This is a genomic window from Streptomyces marianii, from assembly GCF_005795905.1.
Taxonomy (GTDB): Bacteria; Actinomycetota; Actinomycetes; order Streptomycetales; family Streptomycetaceae; genus Streptomyces; species Streptomyces marianii.
Genome location: NZ_VAWE01000001.1, coordinates 4624602 through 4646314 on the forward strand (window position 1 = coordinate 4624602; position 21713 = coordinate 4646314).

Here is a 21713-nt window from a genome sequence, read left to right on the forward strand (position 1 = left end):
GGTGGTGACCGCGCACCTGGGCGGTGACGACGGCCGCGAGTTCTCCGCGCGTGCGGGCAACTACGCCACCTCCGCCACCGACGCGGCCATTCCCACGGTGGGCCCCGAGCTCGCGGTGCGCCGCACCTACAACTCGCTCGATCCGCGTACCGATACCGGTTTCGGCACCGGGTGGGCGAGCCGGTGGGACATGAGGCTGCGGGAGGAGGTGCAGACGAACACCATCCTGGTCACCCTGGACAGCGGGTCCCGCATCCGCTTCGGTATCAATCCGGACGGCACCTACGCGGGGCCGTCCGGGTCGACCACCACGCTGAAGCGCGAGGTCGAGGGATGGGTGCTGAGGGAACGATCGGGCACCACCTACCACTTCACCTCCAACGGACTGGTGTCGCAGGTCAAGGACGCAGCGGGGCGGGCCCAGACGCTGCGCTACCGTGACGAGGACGGTGGTCCGCTGGAGTCGGTGACGGACGTCCTGTCCGGGCGGTCGCTCAACTTCACATGGACGGGCGACCACATCACCTCGGTGGCCACGAGCGCCATCGGCCCGACGGTGCCGGGACTCGCATGGACGTACCACTACACCGGGGTCAGCCTGACCAAGGTCTGCTCGCCCGCGTCCCCGACTGCCTGCACGGTGTACACGTACGAGGACGGCTCGCTGTACCGCTCCATGGTGATGGACGAGAACCCGGTCGCCTACTGGCGGCTCGGCGAGCAGGAAGGTTCCACCGGGGCCAGCCAGGCGCCCTCCCGCACCGGCCTGAACGACGCCGCCTACAGGGACGTCCTGCTCGGGCAGCCGGGAGCGATCGCCGGCACCAGCGACACGGCGGCCGGCTTCGACGGCACCGACTCCTCTGCCGAGATCCCGGAGAACACGCTGCGGACCTCGACCTTCCTCTCGGTCGAGCTCTGGTTCAAGACCACCAAGCCCGGTGTACTCCTCGGCTTCCAAGGCGGTGACATCGATGCGGGCCAGCCGGAGTACGCCAGTCCGATCGCCATCGACACCGCGGGCAGGCTCCGGGCCCAGTTCGAGATCACCGGCCAGCCGGTGACACCCATGGTGTCGTCCAAGACGGTCACCGACGGCGCCTGGCACCATGTCGTCCTCTCCGGCGCGGGCACCACCCAGACGCTGTACCTCGACGGCGCGGTGGTCGGATCCCTGACCGGTCCGATCGACCACTACGGGAAGGCCAACGCCTACCTGGGCGCCGGCTGGTCCAGCCCTGCCTGGGACGGCCAGGCCGCCGGCGTACGCCACTTCGACGGGACCCTGGACGAGGCCGCCGTCTACCACCACGCCCTGGACGCGGCGACCGTAGCGGCCCACTACGCGGCGCGGGCGAAGACGCCACGGATGACGAAGGTCGTCCTGCCGTCGGGGCGGACGCACGCCACGGTCGCCTACGACACTGCAAGCGGTCGGGTGACCAGCACGACCGACGCGAACGGCGGAGTGTGGAAGGTCTCGGACCCCACCTACTCGTCGGGCTCGGCCGCCTACCAGGATGCCGTCATGGCCCAGTCCCCGGCCGGGTACTGGCGCCTTGGCGAGCGCAGCGGCGCACAGGCCGTCAGCGTCACGGGGGACGGGATGGACGGCTCCTACCGTGACGGGGTGAACCTGGGCAGTCCCGGCGTGTTCGCGGACGGCGACAACACCTCGATCGATCTGGACGGCACCGAGGGAGCGGTCAACGTCCCGTCCGATCCGCTGGAAACCACCTCCACCATGAGCCTGGAGCTGTGGTTCCGCACCTCCAAGCCCGAGAGCGTCCTGTTCGGGTTCCAGAACTCCGAGCTGGGCCAGACACCCACCTCCATCACGCCGGCGCTCCTCATCGACCGCGGCGGCAAGCTCCGCGGCCAGCTCGACAAGAGCCAGGCGGGCACCACGATCGCGTCGACCACCGTCGTCACGGACAACGAATGGCACCACGTCCTGCTCACCGGCTACAGCGGTGGGCAGGCCATGTACCTCGACGGGGTGCGGGTGGGTACGCTCCCGAATCCGATCAAACCGATCACCCTGCCCAACGCCTACCTCGGCGGCGGGTACACGACCACCCCGTGGGACGGTCAGCTCGCCGGTACCAAGTACTTCTCCGGCCAGATCGACGAGGCCGCCCTCTACACCACCGCCCTCGGCGTGGGCAGCGCCGGGCAGCACTACCGGGCCCGTACCGCCCTGATATCCGGTGACGGCCCGCACTACCGCGGCGCGGTGACCGGCGACGCCCCCGCCGGCTTCTGGCGTCTCGACGAGCCCGAGGGCGCCACGCAGGCGGTCAGTGAGAGCGCCGCCAACGACGGCGCGGGTACGTACACCAACGCCACCCTGGCCACCACCGGCATCTTCGGCGTCGAAGACGGCCACGCCGCCCAGTTCACCGGTACCGGCCACATCGCCGTCCCCAGCAGTCTCGTCACCGAGTCGACCGACGTCGCCGTGGAGCTGTGGTTCCGCACCACCAAGCAGGGCGTCCTGCTCGGACTGCAGAACGCGCCGATCGGCAGCACGCCGACGGACGCTCGGCCCGTCCTGAACGTCGGCGCGGACGGAATGTTGCGCGGCCAGTTCTGGACCGCCGACCAGCCGAACGGCGCCACCCCGATGAAGTCGGCCGTCACCGTCACCGACAACGAATGGCACCACGCCGTCCTGAGCGCTTCCGGCAGCAGCCAGGCGCTCTACCTCGACGGCATCAAGGTGGGCACCCTCAACCGCGCGGCCCGCCACATGCCCGGCGTGTACGCGTACCTGGGCGCCGGATACGCCAACACCGCCTGGATGGGCGTGACCACCGCCGGCACATACCGTTTCACCGGTCAGCTCGACGAGGTCGCCGTCTACCAGCACGGCCTGACCGAGGACCAGGTCGGCGCGCACTACCGGGCCCGTACGCGCACCAGTGCGTCCGGCCTCGCCTCGTCGATCGTGGTCACCGACCCCGCCGGGCACGAGGTCACGACGACGTACGACGCCCTGCGCGGTCAGCGCAGGACGTCGACCACCGATGCCGAAGGCGGACTGACCACGTACGCGTACGACACCGGCGGTTTCCTGAACACCGTGACCGACCCCAACGGGCACTCCACGATCACCGGCCACGACGCCCGCGGCAACACCGTCTCGCGGACGACCTGCCGGGACGCGGACTCCTGCTGGACGTCGTTCACCGAGTACTACCTGAACTCTGCCGATCCCCTGGACCCACGCAACGACAAACCGGTCGCGGTGCGGGACGCGCGCTCCAGCAAGCCGGCCGACGACCGCTACAAGACGACGATCACATACACGTCCCTGGGCCTGCCCGCGGCAACGACGCTCGCCGACGGACGTACCACCACCACCGCGTACACCACCGGCGCGGAGGCCGCCGTGGGCGGCGGGACGACACCTGCGGGGCTGGTGGCGACCGAGACCACGCCCGGCGGGGCCGTGACCGCGTATCGGTACGATGCCAAGGGCGATCTGGCGCAGACCACGTCCGCGTCGGGTCTGGTGACGATGTACGGTTACGACGGCCTGGGGCGCAAGACCAGCGAGACGCAGGTCTCCGATGCGTTCCCGAACGGTGTGACCACCACCTACACCTACGACAGCCTGTCGAAACTGGTCTCCGAGACCGGGGCAGGTTTGAAGAACGAGATCACCGGGACCACGCACACAGCCAAGATCACCCGTACGTTCGACGAGGACGGGAACGTCCTTACCGAGGTGATGGAGGACACCAGCGGTGGCGACCCCAAGTCCACCACCACGTACCACTATGACCAGCACGGCCGCAACGACACCGTGACCGACGGCGAAGGCAGTGTCACCGCCTACGGCTATGACACCCTGGGCCGGCTGGCCAAGGAGACGGACGCGCTCGGCAACGAGCAGACCTACTCGTACACCGCTCTGGGCAACCTCGCCGAGACTGTCCTGAGGGACTGGACCGGCGATCCGTCCGGGCAGGTCCGGGACCTCGTCCTGGAGTCGAACGCCTACGACCCCGCGGGCCGGCTGGCGTCCACGACCGACGCCATGGGCGCCACCACGGCGTACACCTACTTCGACGACGGCCTTCCCGCCACCACGACCGCCAAGCAGGTCTCGCAGTCGGACGGCACCCGCCGGGACATCGTCCTGGAGGCCAACACCTATGACGGAGCCGGGCACCTGACCCGGCAGGTCACCGGCGGCGGCACCACGACCCAGGTCCACACCGTGGACGCCACGGGCCGGGTCGAGCGGACCGTGCTCGACCCCACCGGGCTGAACCGCCGGACGGACTACCTCTACGACGCCGACGACCACGTCACGGAGGAGGCCCAGTGGATCACCGACACCAAGAAGCGCACCGAACGGTTCACGTACGACAAGGCCGGCAACGTGCTCACCGCAGCCCTGAGCGACGGTGCGTCCACGCACACCACGCGGCACACCTACGACGAGCGCGGCCTGCAGTTGAGCACGGTCGGCCCGCGAGGCACCGTGACGGGTGCTGATCCGGCGGCCTTCACCACGTCATTCCGCTACGACGCGCTCGGCCGGCTCGTGGAACGGACCGCGCCGCCGGTCGCGGCCGAGAAGTACCCCGGCACCGCGCAGACCGTCCGACCGGTGGCCGCTGTGGGTTACAACACCTTCAGTGACGCGACCGACCTCCGCGACGAGAACGGCGAGGTCACCCGCTCCCAGTTCGACAAGCTGGGCAGGGCCACGGCCGTCACGCTCCCCGCGTACACCCCACCGGGCGCAACCACCCCCATTTCGGCGGTCGCCCGGCTCGACTACGACGCACTCGGCCGGACGACCGGCAGCACCGACCCGCTCGGACGCGTCACGAGGTTCGCATACGACCAGCTCGACAACCTCGTGCAGCAGACCGACCCGGCGCCGGGCGCCCCCACCGGACTCCAGGAACCCAGCCCCTTCTCGGGCACCTCCATCGCCCTCGACGGTGGCGGTATCACCCGCTACACCTGGACCCCCACCGGGCTCCAGCTCTCGGCCACCACCCCCACCGGGGCGCGGACCGAGGCCACCTGGGACGAATTGGGGCGGCAGCTCACCGCCACGACCGTCGAGCGCTACCCGTCGCTCCAGAATCTGACCTCCCGCTACACCTGGGACGATGCGGGCAACCAGATCGTCGCGACCACGCCCGCGGGACGCATGTCCACGGCCGTGTACAACAAGGCCGGGGAGCCGGTGAGCACGACCGAGCCGGGTGGCGGTGTCACCACGTTCGCGTACGACGGCCTCGGCCGCGTGATCGAGACGACCGATCCCACCAGGCGCAAGAGCACGGTCGCCTTCGATGCGCTGGACAACGTCACGGAGGCCGCGGACCACGGCACGGGGACGACCGTCCTCCGCTCGGCCAAGGCGACCTACGACGCCGAAGGCAACCAGCTCACCGCGACATCCCCGACCGGCGGTCACACCGAGTTCGGCTACGACGCGCTGGGTCGGATGACCACGCAGAAGGAGAAGGTCTCCGGCACCCGCACGATCACGACGAGCTTCGGCTACGACACGGCGGGGAACCGGACCCGGTTCACCGACGGCCGGGCCATGGCCACGTACTACACCTTCAACTCCTGGGGTCTGCCGGAGTCGACGATCGAACCCGCGACCACGCAGCACTGGAACGAAGACGTGCGCACCTGGACCACGGTCTACGACGCCGCGGGACAGCCGGTCACCGAACGGCTCCCGGGCGACGTCATCCGTCAGCGTACGTATGACGGGCTGGGTCGACTCGTCAAGGAGTCCGGTTCTGGCACGGCGGTTTCGACGCGGCCCCGCAGTCTGTCGTACGACCTGGACGGGCGCCTGACCGCCGTGGGCACGGACGCCGTCTCGGGCAGCAACACCTACACCTACAACGACCGGGGACAACTGCTCAGCACCCAAGGACCGGCGGGCCAGTCCCGGTACGACTACGACGCCGACGGAAGCATGACGTCCCGCACGGACGCCGCGGGTTCCGCGTCCTTCGGCTACGACGAGTCCGGTCGGCTCGACTGGGCGAACGACCCGCTGAGCGGCACCCAGATATGGTTCGACTTCGACGCGGCAGGCCGACCGAGGCTGGAGCAGTACGCCCGGCCGGACAAGGACGGGCTGTACACCGTCGGCGCGAAGCGCTCGTTCGGCTACGACAGCCTCGGACGCCTGACGACGGACACCGTCGCCCGCACCAGCGGCGGCACGGAGGTCACCGGCATCACGTACGCCTACGACCTGGCTGACCGGCTGGTGAACAAGACCACCACCGGCACGGCGGGCGCCGGCACGCACACCTACACCTACGACCTGATCGGCCGTACGACCTCCTGGACCAGCGGATCCGCCACCGTCCCCTACGAATGGGACGACGCGGGCAACCTGACCAAGAAGGGCGACATCACCGGAACCTACGACTCACGCAACCGGCTGGTCACCTGGGGCCAGGACACCTTCGCCTACAGCGCCCGGGGCACCGAGAAACTCATCACCGAAGGCGACGGCTCCACCCGGACCATCAACTCCGACGCCTTCGAGCGGACCACCGACAACGGCACGAGCACCTTCACCTACGACTCGCTCGACCGTGTGATGACCCACAACGGCACGGCCTTCACCTACGACGGCGGCTCCAACAGCCTGGTCAGCGACACCACCACGACCTACACCCGCCGCCCGGACGGTTCCCTCTTGTCCAGTGCCACGACCGGCACCCCGAACACGGCCCGACTGTCGATCACGGACCGGCACACCGACCTCGTGGCGAGCCTCAGCCCCGACGGCACGACCCTGGCGGGCTCCCGCGCCTACGATCCCTTCGGCACCGTCACCGCGGCCGACGGCAACAACCCCGCGGTCGGCTACCAGTCCGGCTGGACCGACACCGGCACGGGCGAGGTGAACATGGCCGCGCGCTGGTACCAACCCGGCACCGGCGGCTTCACCTCCCGCGACACCTGGCAACTCGACCCCACCCCCTCAGGCCAGGCCAACCGCTACGCATACGCCGGCGGCGAGCCGCTCAACGGCACCGACCCGACCGGCCACTTGTGCGTTTGCGGGCGCGGGTACGGGGGCTTCGGGACAGCCAGCTCCAGCATGGGCGGCGTGCGCGGCGGAGGATACCGCGGGACGGCGCCCGCCAGGTCGCAGGCCAAGTCGCGGCCGAAGGCCAGAACCGCCACATCGACCCGCTCCCAGAGCTGGGACTCGTGCAACCGGAACCGCTGCGGAAACAACCGCACCACCCCGACCAGGAGGCCCGCAACGTCGTCGCGTCCCGCGACCAGGGCCACCACATCGCGAACATGGAGCAACCGGTCTGGATCGAGCAGGTGCACCTACGGCACCTGCGGCAGAAACCCAACGACACGCCCCACCCCCAACCGCGGCACGCACACCTCGGGCAGCGGCCGGCCGTCAACCCCCACCCGCCCGAGCAAACCACCGACCCCACAAAACCCCAACCGCGGCAAACACCCCCAACCCGCACCCACCCGCCCCGCACCGAAACCGAGGGTGGACGTAGCGGCGACCACTCGACAGGCCCTCGACACTGCGCTTGTCTACGACCGCGCACTGTTCATCGAGATGGCTTCTCACTCCAGCGGCCGGTACACGCCTGCAGACCAGGCTGGTCTGGAACTGCTGCAAGATATGTTTCCGGAACATCAGCTAGATCCGGACCTGGGCTACGGCACGTCAGGTGCAGATCCTCATGCAAAGCGCACTCGTAATTCATGTTCACGGGATCTTCCGTCCAAGGATCCGTCGTTTTTCTACTCTCCGATGACTCGTTTCGGTCCTGATCCAGAAGACTGCCGCGCCACCGGAGCCGTGGCGCATCTCGACGCCTTTGACTTGCGACCTTGGAGGCTCGACCCGAAGTGGAAGCCGGCGGGCTACAACGACCTGCCGGCAAGCAATCGTGCCGCATTGCACCTGATTGCCAATCAGATGGGTGGTGCACGGGACACCTTGCGCAATTTTGTGGCTGGCTATCAGGATCCTGCGAACTCGCCACACATGCGTGGCCTGGAGAACAAAATCACCCGGGCGATCAAGGATGGCGAGATGGTGACTCTAGGCGTCCTTCCTGTCTATGGCGGTACGAACCCTGCCATACCCAACGAAATTAAAATGTACGCAGTGGGCAATAAAGGGTATCGTCTTGCCTGTACGGTCCACAATCGACCGGCTGGTGGATACTCCTGTTCCGAAGGGCCATGACATGATGATCGATAGCTTTCGCGAGATGCTGGGAAGACCTCAAGTGAACGGGGATCCCCTTAGTGATTGGAGGGATTTCGAAAGTCGACACGGTGTGAAACTTCCCGCAGATTACAAGGAATTCGTTTCGGCTTATGGTCCTGGATGTGTGAGTGGGCAGCTAATGTTGTTCCATCCGAGAGTAAATCCGGGCCATGAAAGTCTTCCTTTGGGTGACCTTGTGGAACATGTCGCCAATGCTTATCCTTTGTTGGCTCAGGAGAGTCCGGAGATGTATCCCTATGCGATTCACCCGCAACAGGGTGGTGGATTTCCTGTAGCCAGGTCAATGTCCGGGAACCACGTATTTCTGCTGCCTCCCGATGAGGTTTCGTGTGGCTCTAGGGTCCTAGTTGACATGGGGAGTTGGTTTGTCTTTGATTTGACTTTTACCGACTTTCTGTGGGCTGCACTTCAGGGAGAGCTCTCGGTGCCGCTAATCGACGCGGATCCTGGCTTTGAGTCGATGGGTACGGTGGTAGCCGCATAGTCCTAAAATCGGCCGGGAGGGCGCTTAGGCATCTGCGGACGGAATTTGCTTTCAGATGCAACATCGATAGCAATGCTGCCACGCATATATAGCGTCCTGAGTCGGAGAAAGGCGGGCTATCAGTGCCGTGCCGCCGGGGTGTACGGCCTGCTGGACATAACTGACTACAACAAGGGGCGAAAGAACCCGGGAACAAACACCAACAGTTCCACTCAGCCCCCGGGACAGGGCTGTTTCAAAGTCCGAGTGATGCTGCGAAGTCGCAGGTCACGGCGGCGTGACGACTGTCGGTCGACCCGTCTCGTACACAACGAAGCTCCGGTTGGAGTGGGTGACCTCTCAAGTCGCCCTGCCGAACCGGAGCTTCGATGTGCCGTCAGTCTGCCAGCGTCTGCCTGATCAAGTCGCCCTCGCGTCAGCACCGCGCACTGCCGGGACTGCCGCAGCGGCTGGCCACGCTGGCCGATCCGCGGCACCGGCGCGGGAAGCGTCACCCGTTCGTGAGCGTGCTGCTGATCGCGTGTTCGGCCGTGCTGAGCGGAGCGCGTTCGTTCGCCGCGATCGGCCAGTGGGCCAGGAATGCCCCGCAGGAGGCTCTCGCCCGGCTCGGTGCCCGCACCACCAGCGTGTTCGCCGTCCGCGTCGCGCCAAGCTCGGCGACCATCCGCCGGATCATCAACCGCACCTGTCCCGGCGGACTTGCCGACCTGCTCGGCGCCAACCCGGCCGGGTCCGACACCCTCGCGGTGGACGGCAAGAGCGCTCGCGGCTCCCGCCACGGTGACACCCCGGCCGCGCATCTGCTCGCCGCTATGACCGGTGACGGGCTGACCGTCACGCAACTGCGAGTCCCGGACAAGACGAATGAAATCACCTGCTTCGCCAGCCTGTTGGCACCGTTCGACCTGACCGGGGTGACCGTGACCGCCGATGCCCTGCACGCCCAACGCGGCCACGCCCGCTTCCTCGTCGAGGACAAGAAGGCGCACTACGCGCTGTGCGTGAAAGAAGAACCAGGCCGGTCTCCACGAGCGGCTGCACACGCTGCCCTGGGGGAAGTGACCGCGAAGTTCTACGACCGCACCGAGGGGCACGGCCGCAAGGAGACCCGCGTGGTGCAGGTCCTGACCGTCGATGACCTCGACTTCCCGTACGCCGCACAGGTCGCCCGGTTCGTACGCCACCGCACCTGCCTGAAGACCGGCAGGCGCAGCCGCGAGACGGCGTACGTGATCACAGATCTGACCAGCCGGGAAGCCTCCCCTCAGCGGCTCGCGAAGATCATTCGTTCGCAGTGGGTCATCGAAAACCGGCTCCACTTCGTCCGCGACACCGCATTCCGCGAGGACGCCTCCAAGGCCCACACCGAGCACGGCCCGGAGAACATGGCCACCCTGCGCAGCTTCGCGATCAACTGCCTCCGTGCCGCCGGCCACCACAACATCGCCGCTGGACTCCGCGAGATGTCCTACGAGCCCTTCACCCGTCCCCTGACACTCCTCGGACCCCGCTGACCAGCACAGACGCGCGAACAGCCAGACTTTGAAATCGCCCTGGCGGGGAGTCAGTCCGTCCTCTATGCAATGGTCCCGGTTTACGGAAACCCCGGTCGGCCGTCGATTCCCACAGAGCTGAGGATAAAGGCTGCCGGGCAACGCGGCTTTCATTTAGACTGCACATTGTTCAATACTGCCGCTGGTGGATATAAGTGCACATAAGGAGACACTGATGGGGTTGGATAGGTTTATCGAATTTCTGGGACCTCCCAAGTTGAATTCTGACATGGAGGCAGATTGGTCGGAGTTTGAGGCGGGGAAGGGGCTCGCGCTGCCTCGTGACTACAAGGAATTCGTCTCATCGTACGGCCCGTGCGAGATCTACTCTGACCTCTGCGTGTCACACCCACGCGGCGCGGTGCTCAATCTCGGAGGTCTTATTGATCGCGTAATCTTCGAGTGTGACTCTCTCAGGAGAGGCTTTCCTGAGGACTATCCGTATCCGATCTTCCCGGAAGGTGGTGGAATAGTTCCAGTTGCGGAAACATCTACGGGAACCCAGGTGAATCTTCTTCCGCCGCATGGAGCGTGGAGCGACTGGACTGTAGTCGTCAACTGGCAGGGCTGGTGGTCGCACCATCCGTTTGGATTCACGGAATTCCTCTTCAGGGCTCTCAGTGGTGATTCGAGCATTTCTCTATTTGAAGAAGATGTCGCTCTGAGCGGAAAGCCCCCGTGCGTTTTGTACCTTGACCAGCAGCCCATCCAGGTTCCTGCGGGTGCGCCCCTGGAGGGCCGGGCGGGAAGCGTCGACGAGGTGGTGGCTGAGGGGCTGCTGACGCAGGTGGTCGCCCAGTATGGCCTACTGGTCGCTGCGGAGCGCCGGGCCGGGACTGATCCACAGCTGCTGGAAGAGCTGTTCGCCCTGCAGCAGGTTTGCGTACGGGACCGCGCGCGGCTGGCGGAAGCTGACGCCGCAGAAGTGACGCGCCTTGCTGTCCTCTACGCGGCCCGGCTGAAGGAACTGCAGGACTTGCAGGGGCGTGCGGGCCAGGTCTAGTAGTGCTTGGTCAGGTCGGTTGTAGTGGTGCGTGTCCTTTGGGCTGGGTGTGAATCGCCGACTTGTATGGGGGTAGCGGGACGCGGTCGGGTTGGCCGCTCGTAGCGTGCCGTAGGACGCCGGGTCGGCGACTCGTGAATCGCCTGGCGACGGCTGGAAGATCGTCGTCGGGACGCTGCAAATGCTTGAACTGGTCGACGGAGACGAGGGGTACACGCCGGACTCGCAGGAAGACTATGAAACGGCACCTGCGCAGGGGTCCGGCAGAAAGAAGCTCAGGCACAGAGGATGATGAAGACGAAAGTTGCACCGAGCATCTGAAGAAGACCAGGGCTGGGCGCAGCGTGTCGGGCATGGTGTGTTTCCGCGCCCCGAAGGGCGCGACCCAGGATCAGATCAATGAGTTGAAGGACCATATCGCAGCCATCAATGCGATCCCGTCATATTGGTCGGCGAAGGGGCGCGTGTCACCGCGGAACGAGAACGCTGTTGGGCCCGACGGTATGGCCGATTCGCTTGAGAAGATCGCAGAGAAGATCAAGGCCAGGCATATTCGGGAAGTTGCCGGTACCCCGTACCAGTACACCGGAAATGTGGCTGGACATCTCCCCGACACAACCTGGTCCGGGGAGCTCCATACTGCTGGCATCAGCAGGATGGCGTCGTCAACTCCAAGGTCGGCCGCTATGCACTGAAGTACAACGTGGGGTACAAGCCGACTGGCTTCTACTATGCGGGAGTGGATGGTGATGCCGGTACGTACACTACTGAGCGTGTCAGTGGTTCAGTTTCGTCCGGCAGGTACGGCATGCCCGTAAGTTTAGAGTATCACATGGAAATGCGCCGAGTGATCAGTGAGTTGATGGCCAGGAGGATCAACGAGTATCTGGCTGATCCGTCCGGGGCGTCTGCGATTCCCCGTATTTACCCTCCGGCCAGTCAGCAGGAGATCTCCCAACTGGAGGCGACCGCAGGGCAGTTGCTGGATAGCTATTATCGGGAGTTCCTATCGGTGACAGACGGCATGGATGGCTTCTACCTGTCCCATTGTGTTCTAGGTTGCCGGAACCGGTCCGGCGGTAGAGGGGCCGGTGTCCTCCAGTTCCGTGATGGGACGCGAGAAGACGGAACTCCTGCTGACGTAGGTCTGCCAGACGACGTCATGCTGTTTCCGGTTTCGGTGAATAGGGACGTCTCACAAGCGATCTTCATGATTGATTGTCCTGATGTACTGCCCGAGCGGATTTGGTGAGTAGGGGAAGGCGACAGCATGTTCTTCGGGAACTTTGCCGATTTGCTGGGGTACGCGATTGATTCCCGTTCGTATTCGCCCCGGGCAACGGTGGACTGAGCCGGATTCAGGCTGTGACGAACTCGGGCGGAGTATTAGCCCCTTCGGTGCATGCAGGGGAGTCAACGGCGGCTCACCCGCACCCGCCGACGCGTCTGACTTCGCGTGGGCGGCGCCCTCTGTGAGGTCGCTGCGGCGTGACCTGCGACGTGTACTCCCGGCGCCGGCGGGCCATGTTGCCGAGTGTCGGAGCTTCCTTCTGAAATCTATGCGAGGTGATTGATATACCGAGTGTGAGTGCTGGGGTGTTCGGTCTGCCGGAGAGATTCCGTCCCGCGAGCCCGGAGTCGTGGCGGGAGATCGAAGTCTGGGCTGGTCTTGAGCTTCCCCGTGACTACAAGCAGTTCGTGGACGGCTTTGGGGACGCTGTAGTCTTCGGGCATTTGTTCATCGCCCATCCGGAGGGGGTCGATCCTCTCTTGAAGGTGATGCAAGAGAACCGCCGGACCTTCCTCGCGGATGAAGAAGGAGCATCCGGCGCGGCCCCTGGCGAGAGTTCCGGGATCGGCAGATTTCTGCCATGGGCCTATCACGACTTCAATGGCGACATCTGTCTGCTGGTTCCCCCTTCGGCTGACAACCTCGATTGGGCTGTGGCTGTCTCGTTCCGGCAATGCCCGGAGGTGCAGATCTTCCCGGGGGGAGTCACAGAGTTCCTGCAGGCTCTGGCCCGGGATGAGTTCCCCCGCGGTTGGCCGCGCGTTGGGTTCGACTGGGCAAGTGCTGAGGGATCGCCGCTGATCTGAGCGGGGTCAATCGGGTGACTGCCGTCCGTGACTGTGGCCGGAACGTAGTTAAATAGCTGCCGGGCTGGCTTCGTGTCCCTCCCTTTTCCGTTGCCTATGAGATGACGGCTCACCGGGACGGAAGCCGAAGCGGGTAGTGCGAGCTGCCCGAAGAGGTGATGAATGTGAAGGGAAGTAATTATCTCCAGCAAGTGCTGGAGATGCTCGGTGGGCCGACGGCGCGTTATCGAAATTCTGTAGCATGGCAGGCTCTCGAGGATAACCTCGGTGCCGGTCTCCCTGGTGATTTCAAGGCCATCGCTGACGCCTACGCTCCTGTGGTCCATAATGGCCATCTCTACCTGAATCATCCCGCCACGAAGCGGTGGAATCTGGGTGAGTGGACCCGGAGTACGGCCGAAGCCTGGTCGCAGGTGGTTTGGGAGGAGGGAGATCTTGAAGGAGACCCGCGCCCTTCTCTAGGTGTCTTTGATCTGACGTTCGGTACAGCGGAGGGTTTGATTCCGTTGGCCAGTACCGATCGTGGAGAAACAATCTTCTACGCTCCCCGAGGAGCCCAGGGGCAGGGTTCACTCTTTGTGGAGGACGGAGAGGGCGAGTTCTTCGAGTACGCCATGGGGTTCGCCGAGTGGTTGTACCGCTATCTCGTTGGCGAGGATATGGCAGGCCCGGAGACCAGTTCCTTTTACCCCGGGCCCGTGATTTTGCGAGACCTGCCCATGATGCCGGATGAGCGGCCTCCGACGCGTCGTGGCCCGGATCGCGGCATGTAAGCCGAAGATCAACGGGCGCGCCGTGCGATTCCCAGAAAGCCCGCCGAAGTCACCGTTGGTGCGCATGCCGAAGGGGCGGAGCTGCTTACGACCCTTGCTCTGAGGTCGGAAGGTTCGCGCCAGGCGGTTTTGCGTGAGCGTTGCGTGAGCGGACGGGGTGGCACAGGGCGGATCACGTGGCACGCGGATTGAGGAGCGTAGGTCTCTGACGCGTAAATAGCAGCAGGTCAGGGTCGGTGTGGGCAGCATTGGACGCCCGGTGGCCGTGGGGTCGCCGGGTGTCCGGGGTCGTCGGTCAGGCTGGCTGCTTTCTCGGGTTGAGGGTGACGGTGTAGCCGAGCTGGTTGAGCTGGTTGATCGCGCGGCGGGTGGCGCGTTCGGGGTCGCGCTGGGTGAAGTAGGTGCCGCCGAGCTCGTGGTAGGGGACGTTGTCGGTGAGCATGTGCCAGATCGCGGTGATGATCGAGTGTTCGACGGCGACCAGGGCCCGCAGCGGGCCGCGGCGAGAGGTCAGCCGTTTGTAGCGGGCCTGCAGGTAGGTGTCCTTGGTTCGCACCGCGCCGAAGGCGGCCAGGCCGAGGGCGCCCTTGAGGTAGGGGTTGCCGGGGCGGACCTTGGCGTTCTTGGTGCGGCCGGCGGACTCGTGGTGGCCGGGACAGACCCCGGCCCAGGAGGCGAGGTGCTTGGCGGAGGGGAAGCGGGTCATGTCCCCGCCGGTCTCCGCGATGATCACTTCGGCGACGGCCTGGTTGATGCCGGGGATGGTGTCCAGGAGGTCGAGGGCGGGGCGAAAGGCCTGCGTTCCGCGTAATTCAGCGTCCTAGAGTCACGAATCTGGGGTCTGACCTGCGCGGACATGGGTGAGGGCGCCTGAGAGGCGTTTCTCTAGGCGCTGGTGTTCGTGCTGGTCAGCGGGGTGCGGGTTCGAGCGCGATGATCTGCTTCGGTGCGGGGATGTTGAGCTTGGCCAGCAGGTCCCTCTGGGGCTTGGTGAGGGCGGTGACCTGGCGGAACAGGCCGGTAGGGCCGGTGAACGTACCGAGGTGGAGCCGGTCGAGCTCGCGGCGGACGGTCGTCCAGGTCGCGTCGGCGCTGGTCTCGATGATGCGGATCAACAGGAGGGCGAGCCAGCAGAGGACGACGTGTGCGCGTATGCGTTCCTCGAGCCGGTGATAGACGGGCCGCAGGTCGATGATCTGCTTCATGTCCCGCCAGCCCCGCTCGACTTCGAGGAGCTGCTTGTATCCGAGTGCGATGTCCTCGGCGGACAGGCCCGGGTCGGAGCATCGCAGCAGGTACTTGCCGTCGAGGTTCTCCTCGGTCTTGATCTTCGCGGTGTCGATGCGGAGCTTGCCGGACGGGGTGGTGCGGAGGTAGCGGTTGAGGCCGGGCTTGTCGGCGATCTTGCCGCGGAGTTCGCCACGCTTGAAGTCGCTGAGCTTGTCGGTGTCTTCGATCAGGGTCGTGAGCTGGGAGACGAGTTGTTCGCGTATGTGCTGGTCACGGGTGGCGGCTTCGGGGTTGTGGCAGATCACGAACCGTTCGGTGTCGGAGATCCGCACCTCCTTGACCCGCATGTTCTGGGCGATCTCGCCGTAGCGGCCCTGGCGGGACAGGGCGGCCTTCACCTCCGGGCTGCCTGAGCGGAGTTTCTCGCCGACGATGTAGGCGTTGTCGCCCTGGCGGAGGTAGCGGCGGTTGCGTTCGCTGGAGAATCCCCGGTCGGTGACCCACACGATCTTGCTGAGGGTCCAGTCCCGCATGTCGTCCTTGACCTGCCGGATCAGCTTGCTGTCACCGGTGTTGCCGGGCCAGGACCAGACGCGGACCGGGATCCCGTCCCTCGTGACGGCCATCCCGATCACGATCTGCGGCAGGTCGTCGCGGGAGTCCTTCGACTTGCCGAAGGCACGGAACCCGGCCTGATCCGCGCTCTCGCCGTCCTCTTCAGCGGGTGGGCGGTCGTCCGTCAGGAGGCGGCCCTTGTCGTCGCGGGCGACGGGTCCGTCGGCCTCCTCCAGTTCGAAGTAGGTGCTGGTGGTGTCGAAGAACAGCAGGTCGACCTCGAGGTTGAGGAGGTTCGCGACCTCGTCGAACACCCGCTTCTCCAGGTCGTCGGTCACCTCGTGGAGCCAGTCCATCGCCCGGTAGCAGGCGTCGTCGTCGATGGCCGGCAGGCCCTCGACATGCACGTCGTGCGTGACCCAGTCCGCGGCGGCCAGCTTGGACGACGGCGCCAGGGCCCGGTTCGCGACCAGGGAGAACAGCACCCGCTCGGTCATCGACATGTCCCGGCGCCGGCCCCGTTTGGGCTGCCCGACCTGCCCGACGATCCTGTCGATCCTCAGCCGACGCCAGAGATGATCGAGGACATAGGTGCCGCCGAACGGGACCGACGAGACGAACTCCAGGTCACCCGCCGCCGTCGACGCCAGTGCCTCACCCGGCTCCAGCAGCCTCGATAGAGACGCGACCAGGCGCCTCACTGCGTCCCGGTCGAGGTCGTCCTCACGGCCGAACGTGAACAGCACCTTCGGGACCGCCCGGCCCTTTACCGGATCCCACTCGTTGTGGGCCAGGTGCAGGTACCGGACCGTGCCGGACTTGTTCTCCCGCTTCGTCGTCTTCACATACACGACTCCAGACCCTACGGAGCAACTCGAGGTCAGCGCAGGCGAATCCGCAGAATCGCGTCTCTAGGCGAATCTGCCCGCGTCACCAGCCTCCAGCCCACTGACCTGCACCTTCAGCCCGGTAGGGACTCCAGAACCCCCGAATTACGCGGAACGCAGGAAAGGGGGCCATCGTCTCCTCGATCCGTTCGTCGAGCTGCCGGATCGCGGCGGTGAGCTGGTCGTAGTGGTCCAGGTGCAGCCGGGTCAGGAACCCGTGGTGCTCGCGGAAGCGGCCGGTCAGGGCCTCGGTGAGCTCGGGGATCTTGCTGCGGAGCTTGCGTTTGGCCATCTCAGCGAGGACCTGCGGGTCGCGTTCCCCGGCGATGAGGGCTTCGAGCATGGCCCGGCCGGAGACGCCCATGATGTCGGCGGCAACCGCGGAGAGCTTGATCCCGGTGTCCTCCAGCAGCTTCTCCAGGCGCTGCACGATCTGGCCGCGCTCGCGGGTCATCTGGGTCCGGGCTCGGGTCAGATCCCGCAGCTCGCGCACCGGCTGCGGCGGGACGAACGAGGCACGGACCAGGCCGTGGGCGCCGAGCTGGGCCAGCCAGGCCGCGTCCGAGACGTCGGTCTTGCGGCCGGGCAGGTTCTTGACCTGCCGCGCGTTGACCAGGATCACGTTCAACTCGTCGGCCAGCAGATAGTAGAAGGGCTTCCAGTAGTCCGAGGTCGCCTCGATCACCACCAGGGTGACCTGGGCGGCGAGCAGGTGATCGCGCAGGGCGAGCACGGCGTTCGTCGTCGCGCCCCAGGTTGTGGTCTCAGTGGTGAACGACCCGCGCCGTTTCGTACTCGGAGTGCGGATACACGCCTTGGCGTCCTTCTTGCTGACGTCCACACCGACGCAGCGTTCGTGCAGTACGTCCATGTCCAAAGCCCCTCCCCAGGCGGCCGAGCGGTACGCCGTTCCGGGAGGGCCAGGGTGGATCAGGAATTCTGACGCACGTGCTCACAGCAACACTCCACGGTTCCCGTGGACGGCCCTCGGCACCATGCTGACCTGCGAGCTCACCGGCATCACAGAGACCTCGGTTTCGGCCGGAACGAACCCCTCCAGCGTCCCGGACCCGTAGCAGCTCACGTCAGGGCAGACAGAAGCACCCCCGGCGCACGCCACGGGATTTACCACGCCCACGGCGCGCGCCGAAGGCGCGCTGCGCTGCTGACCTGGGGAAACGGGATTTGGTGGCACCGTCCGGCACCACCCGTCACAATCTTTCAGGTCCTTGTAATGCGTAGGTCGTCGGTTCGAATCCGACAGGGGGCTCCGGTGATGCCCCGGCTCAGATCGTCTCCGAGCCGGGGCGTCCGGCTTTCGGCGGAAGCGGCGGTCCGCACCGTCTCCAGGGGACGTTCGCCGTCCGGGGGCGCCGGACGGGGGTCAGCGTCCCGAGATCCGGTTCGCCAGCGTGGCGAGGCGTGCCGTCTCCGCCGAGTGGTGGGTGAGTTCACGGCGGTCGGCGCGGCGGTAGGCGGCGTAGAGGGTGTGGACGCCGAGCCAGCGGAGGGGCTCGGGTTCCCACTTGCGGACCTTGTGGTTGACCCAGGGGAGCGCGGTGAGATCGGTGGGGCCGGCCTGGCCGGAGTCCTGCTGGATGAGGTCGCGGAGGGTGCGGGCGGCGAGGTTCGCCGTCGCCACACCGGATCCGACGTAGCCGCCCGCCCAGCCGAGGCCGGTTGCGCGGTCCAGGGTGACGGTGGCGCACCAGTCGCGGGGGACGCCGAGGACACCGGACCAGGCGTGGGTGATCTCTGTGCCGGTGAGCTGGGGGAAGAACCGGACGAGCACCGCCCGGAGGGCGTCGACGGTGGCGGCGCGGGTGCTGCCGTCGTTGTCCGTTCGGGAACCGTAGCGGTAGGGGACGCCCCGGCCGCCGAGCGCGATGCGGTCGTCGGCGGTGCGCTGGGCGTACATGTACGCGTGGGCCATGTCGCCGAGGGTCTCGCGGCCGGACCAGCCGATCTGGTTCCAGACCTCCTCCGGCAGCGGCTCGGTGGCGATCATGGAGGAGTTCATGGGCAGCCAGGTCCGGCGCTGGCGTGCCAGCGAGGCGGTGAAACCCTCGGTGCAGCGCAGGACGTAGGGGGCGCGGACGGTGCCGTACGGAGTGACCGCGTGCTTGGGCCTGATCTCCGTGACGGGGGTGGACTCGTGGACGGTGACGCCGAGTGACTCGACGGCGTCGGCGAGTCCCTTGAGGAGTCCGACCGGGTGCAGCCGGGCGCCGTGCGGGGTCCAGCTGGAGCCGACGGCTCCGGCGACGCGGATGCGGTCGGCGGTCTCGCGGGCGCCGTACAGTTCGCGGTCCTTCTCACCGAAGGCGACCTCGGTCGCGTGGAAGGCCTTGAGGCGGGCGAGTTGGGCGGGGGTGTAGGCGACTTGGAGGACGCCGCCCTGGTGGATGCCGGCGTCGATGCTCTCCGCCTCGGCGGTGCGGACCACCTCGGCGACGGTGTCGTTCATGGCCTGCTGGAGGCGTACGGCGGCGTCATGGCCGTGGAGGCGGGCGTAGCGGTCGCGGCCCGCGATGCCGTTGTAGAGCCAGCCCCCGTTGCGTCCCGAGGCGCCGTAGCCGCAGAACCTGGCCTCCAGCACGGTGATGTTGAGGAAGGGGACGGCCTTCTTGAGGTAGTACGCCGTCCACAGTCCTGTGTATCCGCCACCGACGATGCACACGTCGGCGGTCGTGTCGCCCGGCAGGGGTTCGCGCGGTGCGGGTATGCCTTCGTCCGCGTACCAGAAGGAGATGCCGCCGTTGATCGTGCTCGTCATGGGCCGTTCGTACACCCGTGGCCGTCGGGCTGTCCAGGCGGGGCCGGAACGGTGGTGCGGCCCGGGCCGGCGCGGGCAGGTCCTGCTCAGGCGGGGGCGAGGTCGAGCCGCGCGGCCCTCACCGCCCCACTGCCCCTGGTGTCCTCACCGCCCCCACCGTCCTCACCGCGAGGTTCGCCGCCTCCGGAGCGCTGGTGAACGACACCTCGGAGAGCAGCCCGGGGGACGCGACCTGGTCGCCCGCCAGGAAGACGCCGTCGCCCCGGTCGATACGACGGTGACACGGGCGCCCGACTCCGCGTCCGTGATGGCCGCGGTGAGTCCGGCGAAGCCGGCGCCGACGACGGCGATGCGGGGCCTGGCGGCCACGGTCTGTTCCGTTCGTCGTCTTTCCGGGACGGACGGCGGGGCGGGGCGGGCTTTGTGGCATCGGCGCCGGGGCGCTGTCAGTGGTGTGCGTCACCATGGGCCCATGGTGCGGAGGACGGGGAAGACACGGGTGGCGGCGGCACGGCGGCCGGCGGTGCGGTTGCCGCCGCTCCGTCCGTACGAGGGCGGCGGGCTGGAGCCGGACGGCGACTACGACGGCCTGGAGCTGGCCGGCCTGGACCTGTCGGCCGGGGACGGGGCGGGCGCGCGGTTCCTGGACTGTGCGCTGCGGGACTGTGTGCTGGACGAGACCTCGCTGGTGAACGCGCGGTTCATCGACTCGGTCCTCACGGGCGTGCGCGGAGTCGGGACGGATCTCGCGGGCGCCTCCCTGCGGGACACGGAGGTCGTGGACGCGCGGTTGGGCGGTGTGCAGCTGCACGGCACGGCGCTGGAGCGCGTCGTGGTGCGGGGCGGGAAGATCGACTACCTGAACCTGCGCAACGCCCGGCTGAAGGATGTGGTGTTCGAGGGGTGCGTGCTGTCGGAGCCGGACTTCGGGGCCGCGCAGCTGGAGCGGGTGGAGTTCCGCGACTGCGTGCTGCGCGGGGCGGACTTCGGCGGAGCCCGGATGCGGGACGTCGATCTGCGGCAGGTGAGCGAGCTCGATCTCGCCCGGGGTGTGGAGGGGCTGTCGGGGGCGGTGATCAGTACTGCTCAACTCCTGTATCTGGCACCGGCGTTCGCGGCGCAGGCAGGGGTGCGAGTGGAGGACTGAATGCGCAGTGCGCCGCAGGGCGGGAAGCCCCTGCGGGGCGGGGGTGCGAGGGGGCCGGACGTCTCAGGGAAGGCGGGGGAAGCGGGCCTGGAGGTCCCAGACGACGGGGTTGTCGGCGAGCCCCTCGTGCATGTCCGTGAGGTCGGCGACGAGGTCGTGCAGGAAGTCACGCGCCTCGCGGCGCAGTTCGCCGTGGTTGAAGGTGAGCGGGGCCTCGTCGCCGGGCATCCAGTCGGCTTCGACGTCCACCCAGCCGAAGCGGCGCTCGAAGAGCATGCGGTCGGTCGACTCGGTGAAGTCGATCTCCGCGTACTGCGGTTGCGCTGCCCGGCTGCCCTTCGGGTCCCGGTCCAGTCGCTCCACGATGTCGCACAGCGCCCATGCGAAGTCGAGCACCGGAACCCATCCCCACGCCGTGGAGACCTCACGGTCGGCCTTGGTGTCCGCGAGATAGACGTCGCCGCAGAAGAGGTCGTGGCGCAGGGCGTGGACGTCCGCGGTCCGGTAGTCGGTCTGCGGAGGGTCCGGGAAGCGCCGGGAGAGGGAGTAGCCGATGTCGAGCACGCTCCGATGGTGTCACGGCGAAGGGGCTCGTTCGCACGTTTGCACGTTCTGGCGATAGCCGACGGGTTCCGGGCGGGCGCAGCCCTCGACGCGGGAGTGCCGCTCGCGCGGATAAGATCCGCCGTGGCACTGCCGGTTCCCGAGCGTGAGCCGTACGAGTCCCAGGACACACTCCCGACTGTGCGTGCCTCGGCATGTCGGCGGGGAACGAGATCCCGGCATGACCGCGGAGGAAGCGTTCGCCGTGTTCGCTGCGGCCGCCCCAGAGGGGGCGGTCTGCGGAGTCGGTCGAAGGGGAGATCCGTGCGATGCCTGCCGCCGACGGTCAGCATGGAGAGATCGTGTCGGAGACCA

The 21713-nt window shown here is 66.9% G+C and carries 11 protein-coding genes and 3 pseudogenes; 7 read left to right on the top strand and 7 right to left on the bottom strand.

All coding sequences use genetic code 11. The features are described 5' to 3' along the window. Position 1: 1 nt before the first annotated feature. From FEF34_RS20920 to FEF34_RS43030, 6 genes are all read left to right on the top strand, one after another. Positions 2-8245, top strand: coding sequence for a LamG-like jellyroll fold domain-containing protein (locus FEF34_RS20920; protein ID WP_234042482.1), 8244 nt, complete (start codon positions 2-4; stop codon positions 8243-8245). A gap of 897 nt (positions 8246-9142) precedes the next feature. After that, positions 9143-10288 carry an ISAs1 family transposase gene (locus FEF34_RS20925; protein WP_199800686.1) on the top strand — a complete coding sequence of 382 codons (1146 nt, stop codon included), beginning with the start codon at positions 9143-9145 and terminating at the stop codon, positions 10286-10288. A gap of 268 nt (positions 10289-10556) precedes the next feature. After that, on the top strand, positions 10557-11330 hold the full coding sequence (locus tag FEF34_RS20930; protein WP_138054525.1) for an SMI1/KNR4 family protein: 774 nt from the start codon (positions 10557-10559) through the stop codon (positions 11328-11330). 847 nt (positions 11331-12177) lie between these two features. Next, a complete protein-coding gene (locus tag FEF34_RS20935) occupies positions 12178-12582 on the top strand; it encodes an SMI1/KNR4 family protein (RefSeq protein ID WP_171053032.1) in 405 nt (134 codons plus the stop codon). Positions 12583-12926: 344 nt separating this feature from the next. Continuing rightward, positions 12927-13427: an SMI1/KNR4 family protein gene (locus FEF34_RS20940; RefSeq protein WP_234042483.1), complete on the top strand. Its 501-nt coding sequence runs from the start codon at positions 12927-12929 to the stop codon at positions 13425-13427. 164 nt (positions 13428-13591) lie between these two features. Then, the gene (locus FEF34_RS43030; protein ID WP_234042484.1) at positions 13592-14200 is read left to right on the top strand and encodes an SMI1/KNR4 family protein; all 609 of its coding nucleotides are present in this window, start codon (positions 13592-13594) and stop codon (positions 14198-14200) included. A 295-nt stretch (positions 14201-14495) separates the two neighbouring features. Here the strand turns inward: FEF34_RS43030 and FEF34_RS20950 are convergent, their stop codons facing one another. From FEF34_RS20950 to FEF34_RS44290, 6 genes and pseudogenes are all read right to left on the bottom strand, one after another. Then, positions 14496-14972: a transposase gene (locus tag FEF34_RS20950; RefSeq protein ID WP_267905291.1), complete on the bottom strand. Its 477-nt coding sequence runs from the start codon at positions 14970-14972 to the stop codon at positions 14496-14498. Between the two features lie 136 nt (positions 14973-15108). Then, entirely contained in the window at positions 15109-16836 is a 1728-nt protein-coding gene (locus tag FEF34_RS20955; protein ID WP_138051320.1) for an IS1634 family transposase, read from the bottom strand. A 157-nt stretch (positions 16837-16993) separates the two neighbouring features. Beyond that, positions 16994-17743, bottom strand: a pseudogene (locus FEF34_RS20960) (IS110 family RNA-guided transposase); the annotation flags it as partial. A gap of 513 nt (positions 17744-18256) precedes the next feature. Then, on the bottom strand, positions 18257-19648 hold the full coding sequence (locus FEF34_RS20965) for an NAD(P)/FAD-dependent oxidoreductase (protein WP_138054527.1): 1392 nt from the start codon (positions 19646-19648) through the stop codon (positions 18257-18259). Between the two features lie 118 nt (positions 19649-19766). Then, positions 19767-19919 (bottom strand): annotated as a pseudogene (locus tag FEF34_RS43035) (FAD-dependent oxidoreductase); the annotation flags it as partial. Positions 19920-19924: 5 nt separating this feature from the next. After that, a pseudogene (locus tag FEF34_RS44290) lies at positions 19925-20017 on the bottom strand (FAD-binding protein); the annotation flags it as partial. Positions 20018-20120: 103 nt separating this feature from the next. On the opposite strand from FEF34_RS44290, the gene FEF34_RS20975 reads away from it, so the two are divergent. After that, positions 20121-20795: a pentapeptide repeat-containing protein gene (locus FEF34_RS20975; RefSeq protein ID WP_138054528.1), complete on the top strand. Its 675-nt coding sequence runs from the start codon at positions 20121-20123 to the stop codon at positions 20793-20795. 63 nt (positions 20796-20858) lie between these two features. Here the strand turns inward: FEF34_RS20975 and FEF34_RS20980 are convergent, their stop codons facing one another. Then, the gene (locus tag FEF34_RS20980) at positions 20859-21359 is read right to left on the bottom strand and encodes a hypothetical protein (protein WP_138054529.1); all 501 of its coding nucleotides are present in this window, start codon (positions 21357-21359) and stop codon (positions 20859-20861) included. Between the last annotated feature and the right edge of the window lie 354 nt (positions 21360-21713).

What these genes read in the sequence shown, in the direction of transcription:
- FEF34_RS20925 (WP_199800686.1), top strand. Translation starts at nt 9,143, where the DNA reads ATGTGCCGTCAGTCTGCCAGCGTCTGCCTGATCAAGTCGCCCTCGCGT.
- FEF34_RS20930 (WP_138054525.1), top strand. Translation starts at nt 10,557, where the DNA reads ATGGAGGCAGATTGGTCGGAGTTTGAGGCGGGGAAGGGGCTCGCGCTG.
- FEF34_RS20965 (WP_138054527.1), bottom strand. Translation starts at nt 19,648, where the DNA reads ATGACGAGCACGATCAACGGCGGCATCTCCTTCTGGTACGCGGACGAA.
- FEF34_RS20975 (WP_138054528.1), top strand. Translation starts at nt 20,121, where the DNA reads ATGGTGCGGAGGACGGGGAAGACACGGGTGGCGGCGGCACGGCGGCCG.